Here is a 455-nt window from a genome sequence, read left to right as displayed (position 1 = left end):
GGTAAAGGTGTACCAAATGCCTTCCCACCATTGGCAGCCTCTGATTTCTTGAACGCTGACCACAAACGTGCAGCGAGCATCGTGGCAAATGGTCTATCAGGCAAAGTGACCGTCAATGGTCAAACCTTTAACAGCGTCATGCCAGCAGTATCGCTCAATGATCAGCAAATTGCTAATGTGGTGACTTACGTATTGAACAGTTTTGGTAATAAAGGCGGTGAGTTGTCAGCTGAAGATGTGGCCAAAGCAAAACAGACCAAACCTGCGCTTTAGTAGCTTACATCACCAATAATAATGTGAAAATCGGTAAACATCGTATTTAACATTCTATATAACATTGATACCCAATCTATTCTTATCGATGGATTGGGTTTTTGGTTAAAAACTGATCTCAATTTATCAGCTGCTAGTATGCCGATATTATGATAGTCAGCCACAACATCCTAGTACTAGGA

General features: G+C 41.3%; 1 protein-coding gene. It reads left to right on the top strand.

The annotated features are described in order from the left end of the window. Window positions 1-273, top strand: a 273-nt coding sequence (locus tag QC029_RS31370; RefSeq protein WP_279559094.1) for a cytochrome c, incomplete at its 5' end; no start/stop codon positions are given. Window positions 274-455 lie beyond the last annotated feature (182 nt).

It is taken from the genome of Streptomyces sp. DH37 (assembly GCF_029813835.1).
Classification (GTDB): domain Bacteria; phylum Actinomycetota; class Actinomycetes; order Streptomycetales; family Streptomycetaceae; genus Streptomyces.
This window is presented reverse-complemented; position numbering and strand designations above follow the sequence as displayed.